General features: G+C 65.6%; 16 protein-coding genes. 4 read left to right on the forward strand and 12 right to left on the reverse strand.

The genetic code is table 11. From position 1 onward, the window contains the following. Complete coding sequence (locus AB9K35_RS13255) at positions 1–1,245, reverse strand: glycosyltransferase family 4 protein (protein WP_369926736.1); 1,245 nt, start codon at positions 1,243–1,245, stop codon at positions 1–3. Next, a complete protein-coding gene (locus AB9K35_RS13260) occupies positions 1,242–2,468 on the reverse strand; it encodes a glycosyltransferase family protein (RefSeq protein ID WP_369926737.1) in 1,227 nt (408 codons plus the stop codon). Before AB9K35_RS13260 ends, AB9K35_RS13255 begins: the two co-directional genes overlap by 4 nt. A 388-nt stretch (positions 2,469–2,856) precedes the next feature. On the opposite strand from AB9K35_RS13260, the gene AB9K35_RS13265 reads away from it, so the two are divergent. Continuing rightward, positions 2,857–5,232, forward strand: a complete 2,376-nt coding sequence (locus tag AB9K35_RS13265; protein WP_369926739.1) for a mechanosensitive ion channel domain-containing protein — start codon at positions 2,857–2,859, stop codon at positions 5,230–5,232. A 97-nt stretch (positions 5,233–5,329) separates the two neighbouring features. Here the strand turns inward: AB9K35_RS13265 and AB9K35_RS13270 are convergent, their stop codons facing one another. From AB9K35_RS13270 to AB9K35_RS13290, 5 genes are read right to left on the reverse strand one after another with little or no spacing between them, the layout of a single operon-like run. Further along, the gene (locus AB9K35_RS13270) at positions 5,330–6,673 is read right to left on the reverse strand and encodes a CoA transferase (RefSeq protein WP_369926741.1); all 1,344 of its coding nucleotides are present in this window, start codon (positions 6,671–6,673) and stop codon (positions 5,330–5,332) included. Further along, a complete protein-coding gene (locus AB9K35_RS13275) occupies positions 6,670–7,827 on the reverse strand; it encodes an ABC transporter permease (protein ID WP_369926743.1) in 1,158 nt (385 codons plus the stop codon). Before AB9K35_RS13275 ends, AB9K35_RS13270 begins: the two co-directional genes overlap by 4 nt. Further along, positions 7,824–8,852 carry an ABC transporter permease gene (locus AB9K35_RS13280; protein WP_222454922.1) on the reverse strand — a complete coding sequence of 343 codons (1,029 nt, stop codon included), beginning with the start codon at positions 8,850–8,852 and terminating at the stop codon, positions 7,824–7,826. Before AB9K35_RS13280 ends, AB9K35_RS13275 begins: the two co-directional genes overlap by 4 nt. Further along, a complete protein-coding gene (locus tag AB9K35_RS13285; protein WP_369926745.1) occupies positions 8,852–10,762 on the reverse strand; it encodes an ABC transporter substrate-binding protein in 1,911 nt (636 codons plus the stop codon). The genes AB9K35_RS13280 and AB9K35_RS13285 overlap by 1 nt, the downstream gene beginning before the upstream one ends. Then, positions 10,755–12,536, reverse strand: a complete 1,782-nt coding sequence (locus AB9K35_RS13290) for an ABC transporter ATP-binding protein (protein ID WP_222454924.1) — start codon at positions 12,534–12,536, stop codon at positions 10,755–10,757. The genes AB9K35_RS13285 and AB9K35_RS13290 overlap by 8 nt, the downstream gene beginning before the upstream one ends. A 352-nt stretch (positions 12,537–12,888) precedes the next feature. On the opposite strand from AB9K35_RS13290, the gene AB9K35_RS13295 reads away from it, so the two are divergent. Further along, complete coding sequence (locus AB9K35_RS13295; protein ID WP_222454925.1) at positions 12,889–13,554, forward strand: TetR/AcrR family transcriptional regulator; 666 nt, start codon at positions 12,889–12,891, stop codon at positions 13,552–13,554. Between the two features lie 69 nt (positions 13,555–13,623). Here AB9K35_RS13295 and AB9K35_RS13300 read toward each other — a convergent pair whose 3' ends face one another. Continuing rightward, positions 13,624–17,046 (reverse strand): indolepyruvate ferredoxin oxidoreductase family protein, encoded by a 3,423-nt coding sequence (locus AB9K35_RS13300; RefSeq protein ID WP_369926748.1) that lies wholly within the window; start codon positions 17,044–17,046, stop codon positions 13,624–13,626. A 146-nt stretch (positions 17,047–17,192) separates the two neighbouring features. Between AB9K35_RS13300 and AB9K35_RS13305 the strand changes: the two genes are divergently transcribed. Further along, positions 17,193–17,651, forward strand: a complete 459-nt coding sequence (locus AB9K35_RS13305; protein ID WP_222454927.1) for an Lrp/AsnC family transcriptional regulator — start codon at positions 17,193–17,195, stop codon at positions 17,649–17,651. Positions 17,652–17,722: 71 nt separating this feature from the next. On the opposite strand, the gene AB9K35_RS13310 is transcribed toward AB9K35_RS13305, so the two are convergent. After that, complete coding sequence (locus AB9K35_RS13310; protein WP_222454928.1) at positions 17,723–18,115, reverse strand: DUF3307 domain-containing protein; 393 nt, start codon at positions 18,113–18,115, stop codon at positions 17,723–17,725. Positions 18,116–18,311: 196 nt separating this feature from the next. Here AB9K35_RS13310 and AB9K35_RS13315 point away from each other — a divergent pair, with 196 nt between their 5' ends. Beyond that, positions 18,312–21,308, forward strand: a complete 2,997-nt coding sequence (locus AB9K35_RS13315) for a cyclic nucleotide-binding domain-containing protein (RefSeq protein ID WP_369926750.1) — start codon at positions 18,312–18,314, stop codon at positions 21,306–21,308. 29 nt (positions 21,309–21,337) lie between these two features. Here the strand turns inward: AB9K35_RS13315 and AB9K35_RS13320 are convergent, their stop codons facing one another. Genes AB9K35_RS13320 through AB9K35_RS13330 form a run of 3 tightly spaced genes read right to left on the reverse strand, consistent with a single transcriptional unit; the run spans position 21,338 to position 24,070 of the window. Beyond that, entirely contained in the window at positions 21,338–22,570 is a 1,233-nt protein-coding gene (locus AB9K35_RS13320) for a mandelate racemase/muconate lactonizing enzyme family protein (protein ID WP_369926751.1), read from the reverse strand. Between the two features lie 3 nt (positions 22,571–22,573). Beyond that, positions 22,574–22,942: a hypothetical protein gene (locus AB9K35_RS13325; protein WP_369926753.1), complete on the reverse strand. Its 369-nt coding sequence runs from the start codon at positions 22,940–22,942 to the stop codon at positions 22,574–22,576. 39 nt (positions 22,943–22,981) lie between these two features. Beyond that, positions 22,982–24,070 carry a Zn-dependent alcohol dehydrogenase gene (locus AB9K35_RS13330; protein ID WP_369926755.1) on the reverse strand — a complete coding sequence of 363 codons (1,089 nt, stop codon included), beginning with the start codon at positions 24,068–24,070 and terminating at the stop codon, positions 22,982–22,984. Positions 24,071–24,125: the final 55 nt, after the last annotated feature.

Raw genomic sequence — 24,125 nt, forward strand, 5'->3', positions numbered from 1 at the left:
TCAATCCTGCGCCAGCATCGCCTTCAGCCGCCGCGACAGCTGGGCAATGCCGGGGTCCATGCCAAAGTCGCTGCGCAGCCGCTCCAGCGCGGCTTCGGCCATTTCTGCCAGCCGGTCCGGATGCCGCGCGGCATAGAGCAGGCTTTCGGCCAGCATCTCGGGGCTGTCCTCGCTCAGCAGGCCGTGGGTGCCGTGGGTGATGAACTCGGGGATGGCCGACACCGGCGTCGACAGGATCGGCAACCCTTGCGAGGCGGCCTCCATCAGCACGTTCGGCAGCCCGTCGCGGTCGCCGTCGGCGGCCACCCGGCTGGGCAGCACGAACAGATCGCTGGCCCGCATCGCCTCGATCACCTCTGGCTGGTCGCAGGCGCCGCGCCAGGTGATGCGATCGGCGATGCCCGCATCCTCGGCCATGCCTTGCAGCAGATCGCCAAGGCCGCCGCCGCCGATATGGGTCCAATGCCAGTCCAGCCCCGCAGGCAGCAGCGCCAGCGCCGCGATCAGCCGGTCAAAGCCCTTCTTCTCCACCAGCCGCCCGACGGACATGAAATGCACGGGGTCCTGCGGCTGGCGCGGGCTTCGTTGCGGCGGGGCCGGAAAGCGTGACAGGTCCAGCCCGTGATAGACCAGATCCACCCGGTCGGGCGTATCGGCCATGTCCTGCAGATGACGGGCGCCAAAGCCGGTGCAGGTCGCACCGAACGCGGCCCCGTGATGCGCGGCAGAGAGTTTCTCGGTGATCTCCCAGTCGGGCGAGGTCCAGATGTCCTTGGCGTGGGCGGAGAAACTCCACGGCAGGCCGCGCATGATGGCGGCGTAGCGCGCGACCGAGGACGGCGTGTGCAGGAAATGCGCGTACAGCCCCAGCACCTCGGCGGGCATCTCGGCGGCCAGCACGCAGGCCTGGCCAAAGCGGCGGATCCGGTTGGGGGTGCAGTCGCGGCGCAGGTCGGCGCGCCAGACGCGGTAGGCCTCGGCGTAGCCCGGCAGCTGCTGCGCGGCGGCGCGGGCGCGCCAGACCCGGTCGGGTTCCTCGTACAGGTATTCCGGCAGGTAGTTCACCCGTGCCTGCAACTGCTGATGCAGCGGGTGGCGCTTGACGTCGGTGGGGTGGCGCAGCGACCAGATCTCAAAACTGTGGCCAGCGGCTTCCAGCGCCACCAGCTCCTGCGCGATGAAGGTTTCTGACAGTCGCGGCCAGCCCTTGACCACCAACGCCAGCGGCGGGCGAGCGGCGGTCATTCTGCCGTCCTCTGCTGCGCGTCCTGCAACAGGATCTGGACCCGACGGGTGACATAGTCGAGCCCGTCCAGCAAACCTTCCGAGCCTGCGGCAGAGGGCGGCTGCTGGGTGGCGAGGGCGCGGATTGCACGGGCCAGGGCCGAAGCCGTCCAACCGTCACGGGTTTCATCCAGCATGGTCGACAGCCCCAGTTCCTCGGCGCGGTTGGCGCGGATCCACTGTTCGAGACGTGGGGTCGTGCGCGGCACGATCACTGCGGGTTTGTCAAACGACAACACCTCGCAGAAGGTGTTGTAGCCGCCCATGCAGACCACGCCCTGGGCTCCGGCGAACAGGGTTTCGATCTGCGATTCAAAGCCGACGGCGGTTACGCGCCCCTGCAAACGGGCCACCCGCTGTTCGAAATCCGCGCGCGTGTCACCCGACAGGAAGGGGCCATAGACCAGCACGGCACGCGGAGACAGGTCCGGGTCGGCCTCGTAGGCAGACAGCACCAGATCCACCATCATCTCTCCGTCGCCCCCGCCACCGGCGGTGACCAGCAGATAGGGTTGCTGCGGCGGTTCGCCGACCTGGCCCAGGTCGCGGCGCAGGTAGCCGGTCCAGTGCATCCGGGCCCGCATCTGCGGCGTGAACGGCAGGCCCTCGGTCGGGTCATAGACGGACTTCGGCCCATAAACCCAGATCTCGTCATAGAAGTCGCGGGTGGCCTCGACCGCCTGCTTGCGCTCCCATTCCGCGGCCAGCACGTCGGGCGCATCCAGCACATCGCGCAGCCCCAGTACCAGTTTGCAGCGGCCTTCCGACTTCAGGAACTCCAGCGCGGGGATCAATTCGCCGCGAAAGCCGGTCGGTTCCTTGTCCGCAACCAGCACATCTGGCTGGTATTGCTCCACGGTGGAGCGGATCAGGGCTGCCCGCAGTTCGGCGGTTTCCTCGATGCTCATGCCCATGGTGCGCGAGGCATAGGAGCCGTCGGAGCGCTTGATGACGCCGGGCAGGCGGATGTGATCGACCCCGGCCGGGAACGAGAACCGCCCCGCAACCGGCGATCCGGTCAGGATCAGCGCGGAGGATTGCGGCGTCGCGGTGGTGATGGCGCCTGCCAAGGCCCGGGAGCGGCGTAAATGGCCGAGCCCGAACGTGTCGTGACTGTAGAACATGACCCGCGGCCCGCGTTTCGGGGAGCTCGCAGAGGCTGGGGATTCACCTGGCTGTGTCATGGGCTCGCTTGCCTGAAGGGTCCACGCCCAAACCGGCCGAAACGGGCGGCGCCAGGACCGGAACACGGGGGTTGGGGGCTGAGCCTGGGGCCGGGCGGGGGCTGTCGTATTTTGCCATTCTCTGCCTCGGGTTGCGCAGCCCCGACTGCTGAGGGCGGGGTGCCGACTGTTGGTTCTGCTTTTGCAGGATACAGCCGACCGCACCCGCGGGACAAAGCTGCGCTGCTGCCCGCCCGTCGGCGGAGGTTGGGATCGGTATAACCTGCCCCCCGCACCTATGCAATCATGCGGCAGGGGCAAGGGGGCAATCTGATCCGCGTCGGGAAAATTTGCATGACGTTACCGCGCGTGGTTAATTCTGGATACAATTCCAGAAGGATAGGCGCCCATGCTGCACGTTGTTTGTCGAATTCTGCTGATGGGGCTCCTGATCCTGTCATCGGTTGCTCACGCCGAAGCGCAGGAACGTGAACCGGCGAGCGCGGATAGCCTGTCCCGTATTCTCGAACAGGCCGCGAAGGCAGGCGTCGGCGTGGTCGTTGTTGACAGCAACGGGCAGCTGCTGACCCCGCCCGCGCCCCCCGAGACGAGCGGGCAGCCGACAGGCGAGCACATGGAAAAGCCCTCGGCGCTGATGCAGGCGCAGTCCAAGGTCGCGGCCTTCCGGGCCGAGCTTGCCAGCCGTCTCGAGGCGCTGCCCTATTCGGTCTTTGAAATGCAGTACATCCTGCGCCAGACCAGCCCCGACGGGCGCATCAGCACCTATGTCGAAGTGCTGGGATGGAGCGTGCTGTTGCTGATGATCGGCCGCTGGTTGTCGGTCGAGATCTACGGCAAGCGTATTGCCAAACGCTACGTGGTCGCACGCATCAAGCAGCAGCCCGAAGGCTATCAGGAGAAAATGCCGTTCCTGATTTTCCGGTTCTTCATGGGGGTCGGGGGCACCGTCTTTGCGATGCTGTTTGCCGCCCTTGCGTCCTATGTGATCTTCGGTCCGTCCGGCGATCCCTCAATCGAGTTTACCACCACCGCGATCTACACCGCTTTTTTCCTGGCCCGGACCGTGTCGGATCTGTGGCGCATGGTGCTGTCGCCCTATCTATCGCAATACCGCATTCCGGTGTTCTCCGACCGGGATGCCCGGCGGCTCTACATCTGGGCATCGTTGCTGGCGACCTATGACATTTCCTCGGTCCTGTTTGCCACCTGGGTGGGTGATTTCGGGCTCAACTACAACGTCTATGCGCTGGTTTATGGCGTTCTGGCGCTTGTGGGGACCTTCGGGAACCTGGTGCTTGTGCTGGTCAACGGGCGGGCCATTTCCAATGCCATCCGTGCAGGCCGACCGCCCGAGGAATGTTCCTGGCTCGTGCGGGGGCTGGCGCTGGCCTGGGCGCCGGTTCTGATCGCCTACATGATCTTTGGCTGGCTCAAGCTGGCGTTTGACCTGGTGCTGGAAAATGACATGGCGGTGCCGGTGATGGCGGGCAGTTATTTCGTGCTGACCACGATCCTGATCGTCTACGGTGTCATCAACTATTTCATTGAACGCTATTTCAGTCGCGCGCGTCGTCACGAGTCTGCGCCGTCGCTCGAAGAGGAGGGGGCGGAGTCCGGCTCGGCAGAGGGGGAAGAGGCGGGCGAAGCCGATGTACCGGACGCGCCAGCCGAGGCCGTCGAGGTCTCGCCGCCGCTGCCGCGCCGCCACCCCATAGCGACCTACCAGGATCTTGCCCGCCGCGTGGCCGGTATTCTGGCCTTCGTGGTCGGCGCCTATTCGCTGGTGATCGTGTGGAACCCCGATGCCGCCTGGCTGAACACCACCTCCGCCGACCGGGTGATCGACATAACGGTGATCCTGTTCATCGGCTACATCGTCTATCACCTGTTCCGTATCTGGATCGACAGCAAGATCGATGAAGAAGTCGGGTCCGCACCGGCGGAGGCAGAACTCGGGGACGAGGGCGGAGCCGGTGGCGCAAGTCGCCTTGCAACCCTGCTGCCGCTGTTTCGCGGGGCCATACTGGCCGTGGTTGTGGTGTCGATCGTGCTCATCGTTCTGCTGGAACTGGGCATAAACGTCAGCCCGCTGTTCGCCGGTGCCGGTGTCGTTGGTCTTGCCGTAGGGTTCGGCTCGCAAACACTGGTCCGAGACATCTTCTCGGGCGCGTTCTTCCTGGTCGATGACGCCTTCCGCAAAGGGGAATACATCGACATCGGCGAGGTCAAAGGCACGGTCGAGAAGATCTCGGTGCGCTCTTTCCAGCTGCGCCATCATCTTGGTGCGCTGCACACGATTCCCTTTGGCGAAATCAAGGTGCTGACCAATTACTCCCGCGACTGGGTGATGATGAAGCTGCCGTTGCGGGTCACCTATGACACCGACGTCGAAAAAGTGCGCAAGCTGATCAAGAAGCTGGGCCAAAGCCTGCTGGAAGACCCGGTGATCGGCGATGCCTTCATCCAGCCGCTGAAGTCGCAGGGTGTGATCGAGATGCAGGATTCGGCCATGATCATCCGGGTGAAATTCATGACCAAACCGGGCGATCAGTGGCTGGTGCGCAAGCGGGTGTACCAGGAGATCCGCGAGCTGTTCGCGCGCGAAGGCATCAAGTTCGCCCACCGCGAGGTCACCGTTCGGCTGGCTCCGGATCAGGAAGACGAGCTGACGCCGAAACAGAAACAGCTGGCCACGGGGGCGGTGCAAGCTGCCATCGACGAAGATGCGCTGGATGAAATGGGCGGCAATGGCGACGACCGCTGACGTCGCCGTTGCGGAAGCAGGCCTGTTTCTGGCTGAATAGTCTCCGGGGTGTATTTCCCGGGACCGCTATGAGGGGCAGCGCCCCTAGGCCCGCCTGCTACTGCCAGCGTGGTGCGGCGCTGTCGCAGCGTGCGGCGGGCAGGTCCCAGCGCATCGCCGTCTGCCCCAGCCGCAGGGGCGGCAGCAGGCGTCGACCCGGCCCCCAGCCGCTGGCCTCCAGCGCGGCGGCAAAGTCCGCGTCCTCTGCGCCCTCGATGACACCGCCCCCGGCAGACTGCGGCAGCGCTGCCAGTTCCTCTGCCGTGCGGGCCAGCGACAGGCGCGCGGTGGCAACCGGCGCGCCGCCCTGGGCGGTGTGCAGCGCCGACACCACTGCTGCCGCCATCAGATAGCCGGTGGCATGGTCCAGCGCCTGCACCGGCAGTGGCACGGGGCGGTCGGCGCCCGCCCAGCTGCGGCCTGCATCGGCGATGCCCGCGCTCATCTGCACGAGGCTGTCGAAGCCGCGCCGCTGCGCCCAGGGGCCGGTCCAGCCGTAGGCGTCCAATGCCACTTCGATCAGGTCGGGCGCGACGCGGCGGCGGGTCTCGGCGCCGAAGCCCAGCCCGTCCAGCGCGCCGGGGCGGTAGCCGTGCACCAGCACATCGGCCTGCGCCAGCAGCGCCTGAAACTGTTGCCGCCCGGTGCTGCTGCGCAGATCCAGCGTCGCCATGCGCTTGCCCAGTGACACATCCGTGATCACCCCCGGCTCGTCCCAGCCGGGCGGATCGATACGCAGAACCTCGGCGCCAAAACCGGCCAGCGTGCGGGTCGACACCGGCCCTGCGATCACCCGCGTCAGATCCAGCACGCGCAGCCCGGCCAGGGGCCGTTCCCGCGTCGCCCGGGGCCGGTTCCGCAGGTGGATCTCGCGGCGTGCGCCCCAACGGATCAGCGGCTCCGCCGCCACCGCGCGGCCCTGCGGATGGGCGAGCCATGCCGCCCGGCTGCGCATGGCCGCGGCCACGCCACCAGCCGAAACCACCGCGGTTTCCAGATCCTCTGCCCGCCAGCCGCGTACCGCGGCAGCCACCGCCGGGCGGTCCTCGGCGCAGCCCAGCACCTGCAGCGCGGCGCGGCGATGGTGGGGCAGGTTGGTGTGCAGCCTGATCCAGCCGTCCGCGGTTTCATAATCGCCCGCGATGGCGTCCCACAGACCGGGCATTTCCCAGCCCTCGGGCCGGAAGCTGTAGCTGAACCACAGCGAGGCCAGGCGCTGGTCCACCGTGACCTCCGGCGGCGCAGGTGCCAGGTTCAGCGCGGCGATCAGCTTGGCCAGCTCCACCCCGACGGCAGCGACCGAGGCCGTGGCCAGTTCGGTCACGGCAAAGGCGCTCTGCCAGTGGCCGGTGCCGGTGATACGGTAGTGACCGGGCGCGGGGAGGGCAGAGATCAGGCTCAATGCTGGTACGGGTCCAGGCTGTCGCGCAGCCCATCGCCGAGGAAATTGAACGCCAGCACCACGATCACGATCGGCAGCATCGGAATGGCGGTCCAGGGGTAGATCTCGATCGAGGCGAGGTTCTGCGCATCGTTCAGCATCACGCCCCAGCTGACCGCTGGTGCCCGCAGACCAAGGCCAAGGAACGACAGCGCGGTCTCGCCGAGGATCATCGCCGGGATCGACAGCGTGGCCGAGGCGATCAGGTGCGACATGAAGTTCGGCAGCAGATGCTTGCGGATCACCCGGCCCGAGGAGGCGCCCATCATCTCGGCTGCGCGCACGAATTCCTCCTCGCGCAGGGACAGGAACTTGGCCCGCACCGCCCGCGCCAGCCCCGGCCAGTCGAGAATGCCGAGAATGATCGAGATGATGAAGAACACCGTCACCGGCGACCAGTTCGACGGCACCGCCGCCGACAGCGCCAGCCACAGCGGCAGTTCGGGCAGGGAGCGCAGCACCTCGATCACCCGGTTGATGACCCAGTCGGTCTTGCCGCCCAGGTAGCCCGCCAGCGAGCCAAAGAAAATGCCCAGCACGAAGGACACGGTGATCCCGATCAGGCCCACCGTCAGCGACAGTTGCGCGCCGTACAGAATGCGCGAGAACATGTCCCGCCCCAGCCGGTCGGAGCCCCACAGGAACACCGGCTTGGCCGGGTCCGGCGAGCAGAACAGATGCGTGGTGGAGGGGATCAGCCCGGCGATATGGTACTCGGTGCCCTCGCAGAAGAACTTCAGCTTCTGCGGGTTTTCCAGATCCGGGGTGAACACCCACTGAAAGCTTTCCAGATCCGCGTGCGAGGTCAGCGGATAGACATAGGGGCCGATGAACTCTCCCTCGTGGAACAGGTTGATCGATTGCGGCGGGGAGTACAGATGCTCGCTGTGGCGCTGGTTCGGCCCGTAGGGCGCGATGAAGCCGGCCACCGGCAGCAGCACATAGCAGATCAGCAGAAAGATGCCCGAGACCAGCCCCAGCCTGTGGGTGCGGAACTTGCGCCAGACCAAAAGCCAGTTGGGCGCGTCCAGATCCTTGCGCTCCACCTCCAGCAGGGCGGCCTTCGGGTCATAGGGCGCGTCGTCGACATAGCGACCGTCGGGCAGCTGGGTCATGCGCTTTTTCCTTCATAGCGGATCCGCGGGTCCAGCAGCATCAGCAGAACATCCGACACCATCGTGCCGATCAGCGTCAGCAGCGCCACGAACATCAGCACGAAGCCGGACAGGAACATGTCCTGCGTCTTCAACGCCGTCAGCAGGGTGGGGCCGATGGTCTGCAGCCCCAGCACCACCGAGACCAGAACGGAGCCCGAGATCATCGAGGGCAAGAGGTTGCCGATGTCGGCCACAAAGGGGTTGAAGGCCACCCGCAGCGGGTATTTCGCCAGCATCCGCGACGGCTTCATGCCCTTGGCGATGGCGGTCTCGACGTAGGGTTTGCCCAGCTCGTCCAGCATGTTGGCGCGCAGCCGCTGCATCATCGCCGAGGCGCCGGCGGTGCCGATCACGAAGGTTGGCACGATCAGATGCGCAAGGATCGACTTCACCTTGTCCCAGCTCATCGGCAGCCCCTCGTATTCGGGCGCCATCAGCCCGCCGATCGGCAGGTCGAACCAGCGGTGGCCGTAATAGAACAGGATCAGCGCCAGCAGGAAGTTCGGCGTCGCAAGTCCGAGGTAGCCGACAAAGGCGGTGGTGTAGTCGACCCAGGACCGCGCCCGTGCCGCGGCCAGCACGCCCAGCGGCAGCGCCACCAGATAAACAAACAGCACCGCGGCGAGGTTGACCAGCACCGTCAGCCACAGGCTGTCGCCGACGATCTCGGCCACCGGGCTGTCAAACTCGAACGACCAGCCGTAGTTGCCCTGGATCATGCCGGAAAACCCGTGCGGGCCGGGCATGAACCCCATCCAGATCATGTATTGCTGCCACAGCGGCTTATCCAGCGCGTATTCCTTGCGCAGAAATTCCGCCTTGGCGACGCCGGCGGATTGGCCGGTGGCCTGCAGTTCGGCGATTTGGTTGGACAGGTAATCGCCGGGCGGCAGGTTGATGATGATGAAGATCAGCACCGATACCACCAGCAACGTCAGCAGCATGGTGCCAAAGCGGTAAAGAGCGTAGCGCAGAATTTCCATCAGCCCTGGCCGTCCTCGAAGTAGAATTCATCCGGCCGGTAGACCCCGAAATGTGCGCCCGGATCCCAGGCCCAGATCGCCTGCTCCGGCACGTTCCGCAGTCGATTGGACACCACCACCGGCTGCGGCGCCGCCGCCACCACGCCGATGGCAAAGACCTGATCCGCATGGATCTGCAGCATCTCGCGCCAGGCGGCGCTGCGCTCCTCTCCGGTGGTGGCAGCCTCCCAGTCCTCCAGCAGCGACAGCAGGCGCTGCGCTTCGGGCAAGTCCGGCGGTTCACCGGCCTGGCCGCCGGTCTGATAATACTGCCCCCACTTCGGCCAGGACAGGAAGGTCTGGTCCGTGGGGGCCAGATAGACCGGCGAGGTATAGGGTTGCGGCAGGCCGTTGTCCCAGCCGAACCACGTCGAGGCCATGGTGGTGCCGGAGAACACCCGGTTGCGCAGGATGTCGCGGTCGAGGGGGCGCATCACCAGCTTCACGCCCACGTCGCGCCAATCGTCGGTGATGATCTGGAGCGCGTTTTCCTCTTCCTGACGTTCGCCCGCGGTTTCCACTATCAATTCCATCCGGCGTCCGTCAGGCAGGTAGCGGATGCCATAGGCGTCGCGCTTGTCCAGTCCGGCCTCGTCCAGCAGGCGGTTGGCCTCTTCCGGGTCGAAGTCTGCCCAGGCGTCACGCAGGCTCTGGTCGAAAAAGGCGCTTTGCTCCAGCACGGCCATCGCGCCCGGCTTGGCGAGGTTGAAATACAGGGCCCGGTTGATGGCGCGCCGATTGATCGCCAGCGACAACGCCCGGCGCACGCGCACGTCGCGGAACACCTTGCGCCACACCGGGTCGTTGACGTTCAGGTTGGGATAGATCGCAATCTGCGAGGCCGCCCCGCTGCCCCACAGGTAGGTGCGGTAGTTGCCGCCGTCCTTCTCGCCCTTGCGCAGGATCGGAATGTCGCGGAAATCCAGCCCGCGGGCCTGCAGATCCGTCTCGCCGGCGTTCGACTTGGCGGCCACCAGCCCGGCGCCGACGATCTCCATTTCGACCGTGTCGATATAGGGCAGCTGCACGCCGCGGCTGTCGATCCGGTGGTAATAGGGGTTGCGCACGAACTGGTGGCGGATCTTCTTGCCGGCCGAGGCATTGATCCAGGGCTGCAGGGTCGGCAGCTCGTGATTGTCGAATTTGTACATGTTGTCGTACTTGTTGTGCAGCGCCGCCCAGCTTTTGACGCGGGCGTAATCGACCTCTTCCGCCAGCGCATCGGGATCGGCGTAATCGGCGTGGAACTTCTTCAGAAACTTCGCGGGACGGTAGATGAAGGGGGGACGCGCCAGTGCCAGCGTGTGCAGAAAGCCGGGGTTGGGGTGGTCCCACTCGTAGATGACGGTGGTTTCATCCGGGAAGCTGACCCGCGGCAGTTGGCCGCCCGCCCGCAGGAAATCCGGTGGCCCGGAGGGGCTCAGCAGCTCGTTGTTGGCGACGTCCTCCCACCAGTAGCGGAAATCGTCCGAAGTGAAGGAGTCACCATTGGACCAGCGGTGCCCGGGGCGCAGCCTGAGGGTAAAGCGGCGGTTGTTCTCGTTTTCATAGTCCAGCAGGATGTCGGGCCGCAGCTTGTAATCTTCGCCATAGCCCGCCAGCCGGGCATAGCCATAGACCACCATCTGCCGGATGTCCTTGGAGCGGGTCACCATGGTGTTCAGCGTGCCCCCCTGAACGCCATGCGTCCGGCCTTTGGCGGCGAGATCGACCACCAGCGGCACTTCGGGGAGGCGCTCGGCCACGGGCGGCAGGTGCCCGGCGTCGACCTCGGCCCGCCAGAAGGCGCTTTCCTGCACCGGCGGCTGCGCCAAGGCGGGCAGGGCGGCTAGGCACAGCGCCGCAAGAAGGGGTTTCATCACGTCAAACATGGCAGCGTACCTTGTGACCAGCCTCCAGTTGCGGCAGTTGCACCAAGGGCGGCGCCATGGGGCCTTGAAAGCGGAAGGCCTCGGGCCATTGTTCCGGGGCGCCTGCGCCCTGGGCCACCAGCTTCAGATCGATGGGACGGTCTATGTCCGGCTCCGGCTGGGCCGCGATAAGCGCCTTGGTGTAGGGATGCTGGGGGTTGTAGAACAGGGTTTCCGGCGGTGCCTGCTCGACGATCAGGCCGCGCCGCATCACCGCCACCTCGTCGGCGATGCGCGCCACCACCGCCAGATCGTGGCTGATGAACAGGTAGGACAGTTTCTGCTGGTCGCGGATGTCCTCCAGCAGGCGCAGGATCTGCTCCTGCACCGAGACATCCAGCGCAGAGGTCGGCTCGTCGCAGACGATCAGCGACGGTTCCAGCATCAGCGCGCGGGCAATCGACAGGCGCTGGCGCTGACCGCCCGAGAACGCATGCGGATAGCGCTGCAGCATGTCGGGAGACAGCCCCACCAGCCGCAGCTTCTCGGCCGCCTTTTCGCGCCGCTCGCTGCGGCTGCCGATACCGTGAATGTCGAGAGGCTCCACCAGCGTGTCCTGAATGCGCATCCGTGGCGACAGCGAGGAATAGGGATCCTGAAACACCATCTGCGCCTGCCGCTGAAAGGCCATGCGCTCGGCGCGGTCCATGTCATGCACCTTCACCGGCGGCTGGTCGGGGTCGGGGCGGAACAGCACGCTGCCGCCGGGATCGGGGGGCTCTGCCCCCAGCGCGATGCGCGCCGCGGTGGTCTTGCCCGAGCCGCTTTCGCCGACGATGGCCAGGGTCTCGCCGCGGGTCACCCGCAGGTCGATCTCGCGGCAGGCCTGGATCAGAACCGGTGCCCGCCAGCCCTTGCCCGACCGCAGCGTGTAGGTCTTGGAGACCGACTTCATTTCCATGATGAGGTCATCGCGCGGCGGCGGAATGGCAACCACGGCCTCGTCCGGGATGGCGGGGGCGGCGTTGAACAGCGCCTGGGTGTAGGGGTGGGCGGGCGCGCGCAGCAGCGGCTCGGCGCGGCCTGCTTCCATCACCCGGCCCTTGTGCATCACCACCACCTGCTCGGCCATGTTGGCGACCACGCCGAGATCGTGGGTCACCAGGATCATCGCCATGCCGGTCTCGCGCTGCAGGTCCTTCATCAGGCCCAGCACCTGCGCCTGCGTCGTCACATCCAGCGCCGTTGTCGGCTCATCCGCGATCAGCAGCTCGGGCTTGGCCACCATCGCCATCGCGATCATCGCCCGCTGCCGCATGCCGCCCGACAGCTCGAACGGGTAGGAGCGGTAGGTGCGTTCGGGATCGGGGAACCCCACACGCTCGAAACACTCCAGCACCAGCTTGCGCGCCTCGCGCTCGGTCTTGCCGCCGTGCAGCCACAGCACTTCGGACACCTGGTTGCCGATCCGGTGCAGGGGGGAGAGCGAGCGCATCGGCTCCTGGAAGATCATCGAGATGATGTTGCCGCGCACATCGCGCATGCGGCGTTCGTCCAATGTGGCAAGGTCGCGCTGCTTGCCGCCGGTGTTCAGCAGGATCCGCCCCGAGCGCAGCTGCGCCACCTTGGGCAGGATGCGCAGCACCGCGCGGCAGGACACGGTCTTGCCGGAGCCACTTTCACCGACCAGCGCCAGTGTCTCGCCCGGCTGCACCGCAAAGCTGACGTCCTGCACCACCGGCGCGCCCTTGCCGAATCCGATGCTGAGGTTCTCGACGGACAGAAGCGGTTGCATTCAATATGGCCCGCCTGGCGGGGTTGAGACGTGCATGAGATCGCATTTTCCCTGTTTTTAAGACACCTTCGCGCGTCCGGACCGGGTTAGTCAAACCCCATTTGGGCAATGTGACGCAGGGCAGGGGGCCGTTGCCGCCCTTTCGTGCACCTGTCGGGACCTGCCCGCGGGCTGCTAGCGGGATTCGGTGTCGAATTCATGAAGGTTTCACCCTAGCGAGGGATCTCCACTCGCCAAATCACTTGGCAACACGATCCGGTGTTTCGATCGGGCGCGGGCAGGTCGCTGCCAACTGGCGTTACCGCGCCCGCCGCCGTAAGGTGCAGGGATCAGTGTCACCTAGGGGGGCTCAATGTCACGCAAACCTGTTCTGCACCGGGACAACCCGGCGGCATCACCGCTGATTGGAAACGTCAAGGTTACCCGCGAGGATTGGCTGAACGTCGCGATGGACGTGCTGATCTCGGACGGCGTGGAGCAGGTGAAGGTGCTGGCGCTGGCCGAGCGGATGCAGGTCTCACGCTCATCCTTCTATTGGTACTTCCGGTCCCGACAGGATCTGCTCGACGCGCTGTTGCAGACCTGGGAGCAGACAAACACCGCCGGGATGGTGCGCCAGGCAGAATTGCCAGCCAAGACCGTCACCGGCGCGGTGCTGAACGTGTTCCATTGCATTGCCAATTCCGAGCTGTTCAATATTGCGCTTGATTTTGCCGTGCGCGACTGGGCGCGGCGGTCGGGCAAGGTGCGCAGCCTGCTGGATCGGTCCGATCAGCGCCGGGTCGAGGCGTTGACGGCCATGTTCATGCGTTATGACTACCCGCCGCTGGAAGCGATGACGCGCGCCAAGGTGCTCTACTACATGCAGATCGGCTACGACATGGCGGATCCCAACGAAAGCCATGCCCACCGGTTGGAGATGACGCCGGAATACCTGCGCGTATTCACCGGTCGTGAGCCGCTGCCGGAGGAACTGGAAGAGTTCGCCGCGTTTACCCGGCAGCACTGGGATATCTGACGGCAAAACCGCCCCGGTCAGGGGCGGTTCGTCCAGGTTCACTTGCGCGCTGAGGCGCGGGTCGCAGCGTCATAGCGCCGCCAGCGCCTCGTCGGCCTCCTGCCGGACCTTTCGGGCGGCGCTGAGGCGCACGGGGCCATAGCCGCGGATTTCCATCGGCGCTTTCAGCACTTCCAGGCAGGCTTCGTGGTTCTGGCCGTCATATCGAGCGGCCACCTGTTCCAGCGCCTGTTCGTACCAGCGCAACAGGTCGCGGTGCAGCCGGGCTTCCTCATGGTAGCCAAAGATGTTGAAGGCCGTGCCCCGCAGGCGCTTGCCCCGTGACAGCAGGTCCATCAGCGGGCGCAACCAGGGGCCAACGGCCCGCTTCACGGGGCGTCCGCGGGTGTCGCGCTTCCATGTCATCAGCGGCGGGGCCAAGTGGTACTTGACGCTGAAGTCGCCCTCGAACTCTTCGTTCAGCTGGTGCTGGAAGGTCTCGCTGGTCAGCAGCCGGGCAACCTCATACTCGTCCTTGTAGGCCATCAGCTTGAACAGGGAGCGCGCTGCGGCGCGGGTCAGCTCATCGCGCACGTCTGTGGGTAGCGCCTTGCGGAAGCGTTCCAGCGTATCCGCGTAGCGCGCGGCATAGTCACGGTCCTGATAACCGGTGAGGAAGGTCGACCGGCGGCCGATCAGCGCCTCCAGCGTCTCTGCCTTGGGCTTGGGCTCCTCGTAGTGGTCGGCGACCAGTTTCGCATCCACCGCCATCGCGCGGCCGATGGCAAAGGCCAGCCGGTTCTTCTCGATGGCAACGCCGTTCAGTTCGATCGCCTGGTCCAGCGCGCCGGCACTGACCGGGACCAGCCCCTTCTGCCAGGCAAAGCCCAGCATCATCACATTCGCCAGCACCGCATCGCCCAGCAGTGTCTCGGCGGCCTCGTTGGCGTTGAAGCCCGACAGGTTCTGCGGCCCCACCGCGTCGGCGATGGTCTTTTCACGCACGCCCGCCATCAGGTCGGCATCGCGGCGCAGAACCAGATCGCCAGTGGGCATCTCGGCGCGGTTCAGCACCACTTTGGTCCCCGCCCGATAGTGGACCGAGGCCTTGGGCGCCGAGCTGACAACCACGTCGCAGCCGATCACCGCATCCGCGCTCGCTTCGCCGATCCGCACCTGGTTCAGCGCCTCGGGGGCGTTCGACAGCCGGATGTAGCTCAGCACGGTGCCGAACTTCTGGGCAAAGCCGGTGAAGTCGAGCACGCTTGCGCCCTTGCCCTCCAGGTGCGCCGCCATGGTGATCAGCGCGCCGACGGTGACAACGCCGGTGCCGCCGACACCGGTGACCAACAGGTCGAACGGGGCCTCCAGCGACGGCAGGTCAGGCGCGGGCAGCTTGGCGGTCAGCCGTGCCGCATCCAGGCCCGCGATCTTCTTCTTGCGGCGGGTGGCACCCTCGACGGTGACAAAGCTGGGGCAAAAGCCGTTCAGGCAGGAGAAGTCCTTGTTGCAGGTCGACAGGTTGATCTTTCGCTTGCGACCGAACGGCGTTTCCTTCGGCTCTACGCTCAGGCAGTTGGATTCCACAGAGCAGTCGCCGCAGCCCTCGCAGACCAGATCGTTGATGAAGGCGAACCGCTTGGGGTCCTCCATCTTGCCGCGCTTGCGGCGGCGGCGTTTCTCGGTCGCGCAGGTCTGCTCGTAGATCAGCACGGTCACGCCGGGGATCTCGCGCAGCTCGCGCTGCACCGTGTCCAGTTCGGTACGGTCGTGGAAGGTGGTGCCGGAGGGGAAGTCGCTGCGGTGGAACTTGTCGATGTCGTCAGACACCAGCGCAATCCGTTCCACGCCCTCGGCGCGGCAGGTCTGGGCGATGCCATGCACCGAAACCGGCCCGTCCACCGGCTGGCCGCCGGTCATCGCCACGGCGTCGTTGTAGAGGATCTTGTAGGTGATGTTGGTGCCCGCCGCGACCGCCTGGCGGATCGCAAGGGAACCGGAGTGATACCAGGTGCCCTCGCCGAGGTTCTGGAACACGTGCTTGCCGCCGTTGAACTGCGACGCCACCGTCCAGGGCACGCCCTCGCCGCCCATCTGCGCATAGCCCGCGGTGTCGCGGTCCATCCAGCTGGCCATCACGTGGCAGCCGATGCCGGAAAACGCCTTGGAGCCTTCGGGCAGCTTGGTCGAGGTGTTGTGCGGACAGCCCGAGCAGAAATAAGGCGTGCGGGTCGCGCCGGGCACGTTCAGCACCTTGGGCTTCTCGGCCGTCAGCGCCGCGGCCTTGGCGGGCAGGTTTTCCTCCGGGAAGAACTTGTCCAGCCGTGCCGCCACGATCGGGGCCAGCATCCGCGGGCTCAGCTCACCAGTCCAGGGGATCAGCGGGTTGCCTTCGCTGTCATATTTGCCGACCATCTTTTCCGGCTTCTTGCCCGGCCAGTCATAGAAGTATTCCTTGAACTGGCTCTCGATGATGCCGCGTTTTTCCTCGACGACCAGCACCTCCTGCTTGCCCTGCACGAAGGTCAGCGCGTCCTTGCGGTCGAGCGGCCAGACCATGCCGACCTTGTAGATGTCGATGCCCAGGCGGCGGCAGGCAGCCTCGTCCAGGCCGAGGAGCCGCAGCGCCTCCATCAGGTCGAGATGCCCCTTGCCGGTGGTCACGAAGCCAAAGCGCGCCTCGCTGATGTCGTAGATCTTGCGGTCGATCGGGTTGGCCTCGGCAAAGGCGCGCACCGCGTCGAGCTTGGCCTGGATGCGGGTCTCGATCTCGGGGGAGGGCAGGTCGGCACGGCGGATGTGCAGGCCGCCGGGGTAGTCCGGCAGCTCGGGGTAGATGAACTGTCGATCCGGCTGCAGCTCGACCGAGCGTGCGCTCTCGACCGTTTCCGACACCGCCTTGAAACCGACCCAGGTGCCGGAGTAGCGCGACAGCGCAAAGCCGTATTCGCCGAACGACAGGTATTCCGACACGTCGGCCGGGTTCAGCACCGGCATGAACCACGACAGGAAGGCCGCGTCCGACTGATGCGGCATCGAGGAGCTGACGCAGCCGTGGTCGTCGCCGGCCACCACCAGCACGCCGCCCTTGGGCGAGGAGCCATAGGCGTTGCCATGCTTCAGCGCATCGCCCGAGCGGTCGACACCCGGCCCCTTGCCGTACCACATGGAAAACACGCCTTCGACCTCGCAATGCGGGTCCAGCACCGCCTGCTGCGCGCCCAGCACGGCGGTCGCGCCCAGATCTTCGTTGACGGCGGGCATGAATTTGATCCGGTTGGCCTTCATCCGATCCTTGGCGCGCCAGAACTCCAGGTCGACCCCGCCCAAGGGCGAGCCGCGGTAGCCGGAGACAAAGCCGGCGGTGTTCAGCCCCGCGTTGCGGTCGCGGCGGGCCTGGTCCAGCATGATGCGGGCCAGCGCCTGGGTGCCGGTCAGGAACACCCGGCCCTGGGTCAGCTCATAACGGTCATCCAACTTGTAGCTGCGGAAATCGTGGCTCAGCTTGGTCATCTGCGAGAGTGTCCTTGCGCGCGTTCATATCTGAACGGTAAGATAATCCTGATCCTTTGAAAAATTTTGCCCCATTTGCTGGAGTTTCGCTGATTTGTGGTCGGTTGTGCCGGAATGAGGTCGAAAACTGGATGATTGGACCGGAAATGAAACTCGACGACAGGGACCGCCGCATTCTGAAGATGCTGCAGGAGGATTGCCGCATCTCGAACGCGGATCTGGCAGAGGCCGTGGGCATGTCCTCGTCGGCGCTGTGGCGGCGGGTGCGCGCACTGGAGGAGGCCGGAGTGATCGAGCGCTATGGCGCTATCGTCAGCGCTCCGGCGATGGGGCTGGGCTTTGAGGCGCTGGTGCACGTGCAGCTGACCCGGCACGATCCGGAAAAACTGGTTGAGTTCATCCGCGCGGTCGAGACCAGCCCGCTGGTGCAGGAGTGTTATGCGACCACCGGTCAGGCGGATTACCATCTTCGGGTGCTGGCCCCGGACCTGGAGGCCTACAACCGGTTCCTGGAGGAATTTCTGTTTCGCCTGCCCGCGGTGGCAAGCGCGCAAACCAATGTTGTGTTGCGCACGATCAAGCGCGACCGTCCCCTGGTGCCCTGAGCGGCGGGTCGGCCCACCGGCGCTGCGCAGGCGTAACGGGCAATGTCAGCGCCGTGGTCTATGCGACTTGATTACAATGCCACGTATTTTATCCAGGCCCAGCCCATGGCGATATAGGTCAGTTGATGCAGCGCCTGGTCCGCCCCCATGGCCTGCCAGAACCGGGCCTGCTGGGGGTTCAGCTCCTTCATTTCGCAATAGCGTGCCTTGGCAAAGTCGATGTGGAAATGCACCACCCACTCCAGCATTGCCAGCGGCAGGATGAAGCTCAGCGGGGAGCCGAACAGGGCAAAGACGATGATCGATCCGATCACATGCACCCCGGCATGTTGGGCGCGGCCCATGTGGACATAGGCACAGCGGCCGGACAGCATTTTTGACGTTTGCAGGAAGAAGTCGGCAAACATGTGCTTGACCTGCAGAGCGCAGAGCAGCAGCAGAACGGAACCGACAAATTCAGGCAACGCAAAACACCTCCAGCAAGTGTACTTCGCTGGAACCTTACGGATTTTTTCCCTGCTGGCAAATGTTGTGACGTATGATGCCGCAACGGGATACGCGATTTTACTTGCCATTGCCTGTTCCCGTCAAACCGGGGTACCCCTATATGAGATCCTGACCAGCCGCCGCCATTGATGGAGCCTTCCCATCGAACGCTCTTTGTTCCGTTTCATTTGGAAATATTCGAAACGCGATCAGCTGGTTCTGCTGGTCGTCACCGCCTGTCTGTTTCCGCTGCTTTACCTGACGCTGGAGCTGCCCAAGCGCATCATCAACGATGCCATCGGCGCAGAGACCCAGACCATTGATGTGCTGGGCTACAGCGTCGACCAGCTGACCTTCCTGTGGCTTCTGTGCGGCGCCTTCCTGCTGTCGGTTCTGTGCCACGGCCTGCTGAAGATGCGCATCAACACCATGAAGGGCGTGCTGGCCGAGCGCATGTTGCGGCGGTTCCGCTATCAGCTGATTGGCCGGGTACTGCGCTTTCCGCAGCCCTATTTCGAAAGGGTCAGCCAGGGCGAGCTGGTCTCCATGGTCACCTCCGAATCCGAGCCGATGGGCGGGTTGATGGGCGATGCGGTCAGCCAGCCGGTGCTTCAGGCCGGACAGATGCTGACGATTTTGTTCTTCCTGTTCCTGCAGAACTTCTGGTTCGGGATGGCGGCCATCGCGCTGATTCCGTTGCAGGGCTGGCTGATCCCGATGCTGCAGCGGCAGATCAACCTGCTGAACAAGAAACGGATCAAGCAGGTCCGCGCGCTGGCCACCGAGATCGGCGAAAGTGCGGCAGGAGCCTCGACGCTGCGCATCAACGGCGGCTGGCGTTACCGGATGGCCGTCATCACCGCCCGGCTGGGGCGGCTCTACGACATCCGCTTCGAGATCTACCAGAAAAAATTCTTCATGAAGTTTCTCAACAACTTCATTACCCAGCTGACGCCGTTCTTCTTTTACGCGGTGGGCGGCTATCTGGTGCTGCAGGGCAAGGTGTCGCTGGGGGCGCTGGTGGCGGCGCTGGCCGCCTACAAGGATCTGGCCTCGCCCTGGAAGGAGCTGCTGACCTATTACAATCAGACCCAGGACATGGCCCTGCGCTGGGAGGTGATCCTGGAGCGCTTCGCTCCGCCGGGCATGGTGGACGAGACCCTGATGACGGGCGAGCCGGACGAGCTGGAACATCTGAACGGGGATGTGGTTCTGGAGTCGGTCAATGTGCGCGACACCGACGGTAATCTCGTCCTCGAGGATCTCAGCGCGACCTTCCCGGCCGGGCAGGTGGTCGGCATCGCGGCCCCTTCCGAGGAGGACCGCCGGGCACTGGCCGAGCTGCTGACCCGGGAAATCCTGCCGACCGCCGGTCGTGTGACGGTGGCGGATCGTGATCTGCGGGGGCTGCACCAGGCGACGATCGCGGCGCGCATCGGTTATGCCACCTCGCGACCGGTGCTGTTCCAGGGCTCCTTCGGCGACAACGTTCTGATGCCGATGCGCCTGCGCCCACTGGGCGAAGGGCTCGACAGCAAGAAGCTGGACATGGCGCAGCGGGCCGGCAACAGCCCGGACCCGTTTGATGCCCCCTGGCTCGACCCAAGCCTGGCAGGTTTCTCGAGCGAGGCGGAGCTGCGCGGATGGTGGCTCAACCTGGTGGAGGGCATCGGCTCGGACACGGCCTTGTTCCGGCGCGGGATCGAACAGCGTTTCGAGGCGCTGGCGCACCCGGAGCTGGCCGAACAGCTCACCGCTCTGCGCCCGACCTTCCGCCAGGCTGTCCGTGACGCCGGGCTGGAAGCCCATGTGCATTTCCTCGACCCCGACACCTATAACCCGACGCTTCCGGTGGTGGAAAACCTCGTCTTCGCCGCCAGCAGGGAGGCGTTGACCGGCGAGAATCTGCAGCGCCATGGCGAGTTCCTTCGCCTTCTGAAGCAGCTGGGCCTCGATGAGGGGCTGGTGGCCTTGACGCGCGATGTGGTCGAAATGCTGCGGCAGATCTTCGGCATGGATGGCACAGACCACCCGCTGTTCCGCAAGCTGGGCCTTGATGTCGCGGCCTACGAGGCTGCACTGGCGCTGACCGAACGTCCCGGCGATGTCAGCGCAGCCGGGCTCAGCCGCGAAGAGCTGGCGCAGCTGTTGATTGTGCCCTTCACCATTTCCGCCGAACAGATCGGCCCCGCCTTCGGGGAGGATATGAAGGAGCGTATCCTGAGCTACCGCCGCAGCCACGGCGACAGCTTGCTGAAGGCCTTGCGCACCGGGTTCGAACCCTTCTCCGCGACGCGTTTCGCCCCCAGCCTGACGGTGCTGGAAAACGCGCTGTTCGGCAAGATTTCCGACAGCGCGGGCGGCAAGGGGGACGAGGTGCGCAAACTGGTCTCCGAGATCATGGTCCGCGAGGGGCTGCGCGATCAGGTGGTGGCGCTGATCTTTGACATGCCGATCGCAGTGGGTGGGCAGGGGCTGGCCGCCAGTTTTGCCGAGCCGCTGGCCTTCTGTCGGGCCACCATCAAGCGGCCGGACATCCTGATCCTCGATTCCGCGATGGCGAGCTATGATCTGGAGACCCGCATCGCGGTTCACAACAACCTGCGCAAACTGCTGCCGGAGACCACGCTGATCTATCTCGCGCCCTCCTTCCAAAGCCCCGATGTCTTTGACGCCTATTTCGAGCTGCGACAGGGCCGTTTGGTCAGCGACAAGGTGCAGGCACCCGCGTCGGGCGACGGGGCGGGCAGCCAAGACCTTGCGCGCAAGCTGCGGGCGCTGGAACAGACCGAACTGTTCTCCGGGCTGAACCGCCGCCAGCTGCGGCTGCTGGCCTTCGGCGCGCGCTGGTACGAGGCCAAGAAGGGCGAGACCGTGTTCCTCAAGGACGACGAGGCCTCGGACGGCGCCTATATGGTGCTGGAGGGCGAGGCGGGGCTCTACCTGCCACAGGACGGCGGCGAGGACCGGCTGGTCACCACGGTCGGCCCCGGCCGCCTGGTCGGCGAACTGGGCCTGATCCGGCAGGAACCGCGGGCGCTGAGCATGGTGGCGGCCACCGATCTCAAATGCCTGCGTATCGGCGAGGAGGAATTCCTGGCCGTGGTCGAAAATGACGCCTCTACCGCGTTCAAGCTGTTGCAGGTGGTTGCGGGTTACGTCTCGAACTGAACCCCGGCGAGGCTGGACCGACGCCGGGCCTATTCCGCCTCTGGCGGCGCCCCGCCGACAAAGGCGTTGCCATTGGCATAATCGCAGGGCGCTTCCTGCATGTTGAGATGCAGGTCCGAGCCGGTGAACGGATGGGCGCGGGCCAGCTCCTCGTCCACCTCGATGCCGAGGCCCGGCGCATCCGGCGCGGTGACAAAGCCGTTCTCGACCCGGATCGAGCTTTTGATCAGCTGGTCGTGGAACGGCGTTTCGATGGTTTCCAGCAGCAGGATATTCGGGATCGAGGCCGCCAGATGCACATTGGCGGCCCATTCCACCGGCCCGGCATAGAGATGCGGCGCCATCTGCGCATTGAAGACCTCGGCGATGGCGGCGACCTTCTTCATCTCCCAGATGCCGCCGGCCCGGCCGAGGGCAGGCTGCAGGATTTCCGCGGCTCCCGCGCGCAGGATGGCGGCAAACTCCGCCTTGGTGGTCAGCCGCTCGCCGGTGGCCACGGGGATGCGCACGTCGCGCGCGACGCGGGCCATGTCCTCAACGGCATCGGGTGGTGTCGGCTCCTCGAACCACAGCGGCGCATAGGGCTCCAGCGCCTGGCCCAGCCGGATCGCGCCCGCGGTGCTGAACTGGCCATGGGTGCCGAACAGCAGGTCGGCGCGATCGCCCACCGCCTCGCGGATCGCCTTGCAGAATTTCACCGACAGGCTGATGTCCGACATCGCAGGCATATGGCCGCCGCGCAGCGTGTAGGGGCCGGCGGGGTCGAATTTCACCGCCGTGAAGCCCTCGGCCACTTTCTGCGCTGCCGCTTCCGCCGCCATTTCGGGCGAGGTCCAGAAGGCGCTGATGTCATGCTGCGGCAGCGGATAGAGATAGGTATAGGCGCGGATGCGGTCGTTCATCCGCCCGCCGAGCAGCGCATGCACCGGGCGGCCACGGTGCTTGCCCAGGATGTCCCAGCAGGCGATCTCCAGCCCGGAAAACGCGCCCATGACGGTCAGATCGGGGCGCTGGGTGAAGCCCGAGGAATAGGCGCGCCGGAACATCAGTTCGATGTTTTCCGGGTTCTCCCCCGCCATGTGGCGCACGAACACGTCGCGGATCACATGGGCCATCGCGCCGGGCCCGACCGAGGAGGCATAGCATTCGCCCCAGCCGGTGATGCCACAAGCGGTGGTGACCTTCACCAGGATCCAATAGCGCCCGCCCCAGCCGGGGGCCGGTGGGGCGGTGACGATGATATCCAGGTCCTGCAGCTTCATGGTCTAGCGCTCCGATGCGGCGTCAAAGGCGCCGAGTTCGCGGTTCAGCTCCTCGATGGCGAATTGGGGCGTGAAAAAGGTCACATCCGCTTCGCCGCCGCTCTCCATCACGACCTCGATCCCGAACTCCGCCGGGGCGCCGTCAAAGGCACCTTCGATCTGCCAGCGGCGGCGCTGATGCAGGTCCAGATGGGGCAGGGCGGTGGCGATCTCCTCCGCCAGACCCTCCGGCAGGCCAAAGCGCGGGTTGTTCGCGAGCCGGGTCAGAAACGGCGCGATTTCGACCACCGCAAACAGCATCGAGGTTTCGGACGTTGCCGCGGCAGGTTTCACCGCCTCGGGCTTGAACAGGCTGGTCAGGAATTTCAGCACGGCGCGGGCTCCGCTGTCTTGGGTGTCGTTCGTCGGGTGTCAGCCGAAGACAATCACATTGCGCTTGGCACTGCCAGTCCTGGTGTCGGCAATCGCCTCGTTGATCTGCTCCAGCGTCCAGCGGCCCGAGATCAGCTCATCCAGTTTCAGCCGCCCCTGCTGGTACAGGTCGATCATCCAGGGAATGTCGCGCTGGATCACCACGTCGCCCATCTTGGAGCCGATCAGCCCCTGGCCCACCGCGGCCAGCACCACCGGTTCATAGGCGGCCTTGGCGCCGGAATGCGGCATGCCGATCATCACCGCCCGGCCGCCGCGCGCCAGGTAACGCGGTGCCTGCTCATAGGCGGGGATGGCGCCGACGGTGATCAGCACCGCATCGGCGCCACGCCCGCCAAGCGCTGCTTGCGCGGCCTTCCAGGGCTTGTCCTCGGTTGCCAGCACGCCGTGGGTGGCGCCAAACGCGCGGGCGATCTCCAGCTTCTCGGCGCTCATGTCCACGGCGACGATGCGGCGCGCCCCGGCGATGCGCGCGCCCTGGATGGCGTTCAGCCCGACGCCGCCCGCGCCGATCACCACCGCGTCCTGGCCGGGCCGCAGCTGAGCGGCGTTGACCACCGCGCCGACCCCGGTGATCACCCCGCAAGAGACCAGTGCTGCGGCGTCGCGGCGCATTTCCGCGGGGATCTTCACGATCTGGCGCTGATCCACCACCACCTTCTCGGCAAAGGCGCCGCAGGCCATGGCCTGCTCCAGCGCGCCGCCATCGGCGGTCTTCAATGGACCGTTGACGGTGTCATGGGGCGTTTCGCAGATCGTCGGCTTTCCGCCTGCGCAGCTGGGGCAGCTGCCGCAGCTGCGGATCAGTGTGACCACCACCGCATCGCCTTCGACGAAGCCCTGCACGCCCGCGCCCACGGCACTGACGGTGCCCGCGGCCTCATGCCCGTAGACGGCCGGCAGATGGCCGCCCCAGGCGCCGTCGGCAAAGGAAATGTCGCTGTGGCAGATCGCAACCGCGTCCAGCGTCACCTCCACCTCGCCCATGGCGGGCGGAGCCAGCAGCACCTCCTCGATCACCAGCGGGGCGCCGAATTCACGGCAGACGGCGGCTTTGATCTTCTGCATGATCTGTCTCCCTGTTTTCAGGCAGGGTGGCGCGGAGCAGGGGCGCGCATCAAGC

It is taken from the genome of Leisingera sp. XS_AS12 (assembly GCF_041224635.1).
Taxonomy (GTDB): domain Bacteria; phylum Pseudomonadota; class Alphaproteobacteria; order Rhodobacterales; family Rhodobacteraceae; genus Leisingera.